This is a genomic window from Streptomyces palmae (assembly GCF_004684805.1).
Classification (GTDB): domain Bacteria; phylum Actinomycetota; class Actinomycetes; order Streptomycetales; family Streptomycetaceae; genus Streptomyces; species Streptomyces palmae.
This window is the reverse complement of the sequence record NZ_SRID01000474.1, coordinates 1-4,554: the sequence shown is the minus strand read 5'-3', so window position 1 is coordinate 4,554 and position 4,554 is coordinate 1. Positions and strand designations below refer to the sequence as shown.

Here is a 4,554-nt window from a genome sequence, read left to right as displayed (position 1 = left end):
GGGGATGGTCGCGGGCCGTTCGGACCGCATTTCGGGGGAGGGGGTCGGCTGAGCGGCGGTGCGCCGGTTCTCCGAAGCCGCGGCGGTTCACCGGAGACGGGGACCCTCGCCGAGGGGCGGTCCCACAGGCACATGGCGGCCTTCCAGGGAGGACGGAGCGGGGCCCGTACGCCGCCCGCGCCGGCGCCGTACGGCCGCACCGGCCGGTCACCCGATGACGTGCCCGCTCACGGAGGGGCGGGCAGCCGCCCCAGTACCTCCGAGGCCTCGGCCATCACCCGGGCCACCAGCTCCGCGCAGGACGGCAGGTCCTCGATCCTGCCCGCCACCTGGCCCGCGGCCATCACCCCCAGGTCCGTCCTGCCGTCCACCATGGACGCCTTGAGCAGCATCGGCGTGCTGGCCGCCAGCAGCACCTGGTGCCAGGCGAGGTCCTTGTGCCGCCGCAGGGCGCGTCCGTCCCGCAGCAGGGCGCGCCAGCCCATCCCGGACACCCGGCGGAAGGCGGCCGCGTGCCGGAGGGCCCGGGCCAGCGAGGCGGCGCGGCCCGAGCGCTCCAGGGCGTCGACCAGGTCGCTGCGGAGCATCCGGTGCGGCAGGCCGTCCACCTCGGTGGTGACCACCGCGTCCGCCGCGGAGGCGGCCAGGTAGCGGGCCTTCACCACGTCCGGCACGGTGCTGTCCGAGGTCAGCAGGAAGCGGGTGCCCATGGCGATTCCGGAGGCCCCCCAGGCGAGCGCGGCGACCAGCCCGCGGCCGTCGCAGAAGCCGCCGGCCGCCACCACCGGCAGGTCCACCGCGTCCACGATCTGCGGCAGCAGCACCGAGGTGGCCACCGGGCCGGTGTGCCCGCCGCCCTCCCCGCCCTGCACCAGCACCGCGTCCGCTCCCCAGGCGGCGACCTTCTCGGCGTGCCGGAGCGCCCCGACCGAGGGCATCACCACGATGCCCGCGTCCCGCAGCCGGGCGATGAGCTCGCGGGAGGGCGCCAGCGCGAAGGAGGCCACCCGCACCCCCTCCTCGATGAGGATGGCCACCCGCTCCGCCGCGTCGGCCGCGTCCGCGCGCAGGTTGACGCCGAACGGCTCGCCGGTACGGGACCGGACCTCCCGTATCGCGGCCCGCAGCCGCGGCGGGCTCATGGTGGCGGAGGCCAGGATGCCCAGCGCCCCGGCGTTCGCGGTGGCGGACACCAGCCGCGGTCCGGCCACCCAGCCCATCCCGGTCTGCACCAGCGGATGGCGCACACCCACCAGCCGGGTCAGCGCGGTCTCCATCACCCCGGCACCTCCTGGTTCCGCTTCCCCTCCGGATCGATGACCTCCCGGATCAGCCGCAGTTCCGCGGCGCTCGGCTCCCGGGTGGCCGGCACCCGGTCCGGCGCGGCCAGCGGAAAGCCGGTGGCGGCCCGTACCTGGGCCAGCGTCACCCCCGGGTGCAGGGACCGCACCCGCAGGGTGCGGTCCGGGGTCTCGAAGTCCAGCACGGCCAGATCGGTGACCACCCGGGCGATGCGGTGGAAGCGGGTGACCGCCGGGCCGGCCGCGGCCGCCCGGTCGTACCCCACCCCGCAGACCAGGTCCACCCGGGGGACGAAGACCCGCGGGCTGTGCCGCGGAACCCAGTAACTGGTGGCGTGGTTCACGGTGTTGGCCGGGGCGCCGCGCACGCCCAGCAGCTGCCGGGCCGGCCGGTGCCAGTCGCCGATGCAGGAGATGTTCTGGTTGCCCCACCGGTCGAGCTGGGCGGCGCCCATCATCACATGCCGCCGGCCGCCGGTCACCCAGGCCAGGTGCCGGCGGAACGGCAGCCAGCCCTCCACCGCCCCCGCCGCGTCGACCAGCAGCGCCTCGCCGTCGGTGAGCAGCAGTTCGGGGGCGAAGGTGAGCCGGGCCAGCCGGGCGCCGATCGCCGGCACGGTGCCCATCGGACTGGCCAGCACCTCCCCCTCGCCGCGCCACACCTCCGCACAGGCCAGTACGCAGTACTCCGCTCGGCTCACCTCCACCGGCGCCGCCTCCTTTCCGAGTGAGTCGCTGGTCACGACGGTCAAGACAGGTCAGTGCCGCCCGTGCCGCTCGGTGAACGCCTCCACCGCCGCCTGGTAGGCGTCCTCGTCCCCGGCCAGGAAGCGGTCGGCGAACGCCCGCCAGTCGGACGGGTCCGCGGCGGCCCGCGCATAGGCGCGCTGGAACGCCTCGTCGCGCCCGTAGTCCGGAGCGCAGGAGGTGAAGTGCGCACCCCGCGGCGCCTCGACCACCCCGGAGACCGTGTGCCGCGGCACCAGCAGGGTCTGCGGCCCGCCCGCCGCCAGCAGCCCGGCGGTGGGCACCAGGCGCTCGCAGCTCACATAGGCCTCGGTGGCCGCCGCGCAGAACAGGTCGTCGAAGTACGGGTCGGGGCCCAGGTACTGGCCGTTGCCGTGCCGGTCCGCCCGGTTCAGGTGCACCAGCGCCGCGTCCAGCCGCAGCGCCGGCACCGCCGCCAGCTCCTCGCCGTCCGGGTAGGGCGAGCGGACCGTGCGCAACCACGGGTTGACGGTCATCACGTCCGAGCCCGGCCCGGCCCGCACCGGCAGGAACGGCAGCCGGTGCACCGCCGCGGTCAGCCCCCACATCAGCATCGCCTCGTCCAACTCCACCAGCTCGAAGGCGCCGCGCTGCCGGGCGGCGCGGACATGCGGCTCCAGCGGGATGGAGTCCAGCGTGGCGAAGGCCGTCACCAGCTTGCGGATCCGGCCCGCGGCGGCGAGCAGCCCGATGTCGGGGCCGCCGTACGCGACCACCGTCAGATCGGTGACCGGCGACCGCAGCAGCGCCCGGACCAGGGCCATCGGCTTGCGCCGGGAACCCCAGCCGCCGATGCCCACCGTCATCCCGCTGGCCAGGCGCGCCACCACCTGGTCCGCCGTCATGGTCTTGTCCCGGCTCATGGCCGCTCCACCGGACCGCCGAAGGTGCCGCGCACCCGGGACGCCACCCCGCTCAGCTGCGCCTCGAAGGTGAAGCCCTGCTCGTACCGGTAGCCGCGGCGCACATCCACCGGGTCGATGCCGTTGATCGCCTCCTTGGCCAGACGCAGCAGGGTGCCGTCCTTGGCCGCGATCTCCCGGGCCAGCGCCAGGGCGGCGGCGGCCAGTTCGGCGCGCGGCACCACCGCCCACACCGAGCCGTGCCGGAACAGCTCCTCGGCGGTGACGGAGCGTGAGGTGTAGTACAGGGTGCGCATCAGCTGCTGGGGCACCAGCCGGGCCAGGTGGGTGGCCGCCCCCAGCGCGCCGCGGTCCAGCTCCGGCAGGCCGAAGTACGCGTCCTGGCTGGCCACGATGGCGTCCGCGGTGCCGGCCAGGCCCACGCCGCCGCCCAGGCAGTGCCCGTGCACGGCGGCCACCACCGGCACCTGGCAGGAGTGGACGGCGACGAAGGCGGCGGCGCAGCCCCGGTTGGCGCCGAGCAGCGCGGTGTGGCCCGGGTCGCGCCGCAACTCCTTGATGTCCACCCCGGCGTTGAAACCGCGCCCGGCGGCGTCCAGCACCACGCAGCGGACCCGCTGGTCGGCGCCGGCCGCGGTCACCGCCTCGGCCAGCTCGTACCAGACGCGTACCGGCAGGGCGTTGACCGGTGGAACATCCACGGTGACCCGGGCGATGCCCGGTTCGGGTACGGCGGTGGAGACACCCATGACAGGATCAGCTACCTTTCCACCTAACGTTTGTTAGGGCAGAAGGTAGCAGCGGTTCGTCCCCCACGGGAGGTGTCCGGTGACCCGCACCATCGACCTGGCAGGGCGCGTCGCGCTGGTCACCGGCGGCACCCGCGGCGTCGGCGCGGGGATCACCCGAGCCCTGCTGGCGGCCGGGGCGCAGGTGGTGGCCTGCGCCCGCCGCCCGCCGGACGGGCCGCTGACGGAGGCCGGCCGCACCGCCCGCTTCCTGCCTGCCGACCTCCGTGACCCGGAGGCGGTGGCGGGCCTCCTCCAGCGCGTCCGGGACGACTACGGACGGCTGGACACCCTGGTCAACAACGCCGGCGGAACGCCCTATGGTGATCTCGCCGAGGGGGGTGCCCGGCGGGCCGCTCGCATCGTGGAGCTCAACCTGCTGGTGCCGCTGACCGTCTCGCTCGCCGCCTACCCGCTGCTGCGCGGCTGCCCCGGCGGTGCCGCCGTGGTGATGGTGGGCAGCGTCAGCGGCAGCCGCCCGTCACCCGGCAGCGCGGCCTACGGAGCCGCCAAGGCGGGGCTGGAGAACCTGGCCCGCTCGCTCGCCGTGGAGTGGGCGCCCGAGGTCCGGGTGAACACCGTGGTCCTCGGCATGGTCCGCACCGAGCGGTCCGAGGTGCACTACGGCACCGCGGAGCAACTGGCCGCGGTCGGCCGCACCGTGCCGCTGCGGCGGCTGGCCGAACCCGGCGAGGCCGGGGACGCCTGCGTCTACCTCGCCTCCGACCTGGCCGGATACATCAGCGGGGCGAGCCTGGCGGTGCACGGCGGCGGCGAACGTCCGGCCTTCCTGGCCGCCGCCCACCCCCAGCCGCGGATCGCACCCGACACCCC

Annotated in this window: 5 protein-coding genes; 1 reads left to right on the top strand and 4 read right to left on the bottom strand. The window is 75.6% G+C overall.

Going from position 1 to position 4,554, the window contains the following annotated elements; all coding sequences use genetic code 11:
• Window positions 1-227 precede the first annotated feature (227 nt).
• The 4 genes from E4099_RS29455 to E4099_RS29440 are packed head-to-tail and all read right to left on the bottom strand — an operon-like array spanning window position 228 to window position 3,681.
• Complete coding sequence (locus tag E4099_RS29455; RefSeq protein ID WP_135342161.1) at window positions 228-1,277, bottom strand: NAD(P)H-dependent flavin oxidoreductase; 1,050 nt, start codon at window positions 1,275-1,277, stop codon at window positions 228-230.
• On the bottom strand, window positions 1,277-2,044 hold the full coding sequence (locus E4099_RS29450; protein ID WP_245245294.1) for a CoA-transferase subunit beta: 768 nt from the start codon (window positions 2,042-2,044) through the stop codon (window positions 1,277-1,279). Before E4099_RS29450 ends, E4099_RS29455 begins: the two co-directional genes overlap by 1 nt.
• Before the next feature lie 15 nt (window positions 2,045-2,059).
• Window positions 2,060-2,932, bottom strand: a complete 873-nt coding sequence (locus E4099_RS29445; protein ID WP_135342160.1) for a CoA transferase subunit A — start codon at window positions 2,930-2,932, stop codon at window positions 2,060-2,062.
• Window positions 2,929-3,681 (bottom strand): enoyl-CoA hydratase family protein, encoded by a 753-nt coding sequence (locus E4099_RS29440; protein WP_135342159.1) that lies wholly within the window; start codon window positions 3,679-3,681, stop codon window positions 2,929-2,931. The genes E4099_RS29445 and E4099_RS29440 overlap by 4 nt, the downstream gene beginning before the upstream one ends.
• Window positions 3,682-3,760: 79 nt before the next feature.
• Here E4099_RS29440 and E4099_RS29435 point away from each other — a divergent pair.
• The coding region (locus E4099_RS29435; RefSeq protein WP_135342158.1) for an SDR family oxidoreductase at window positions 3,761-4,554 on the top strand (794 nt) is incomplete at its 3' end.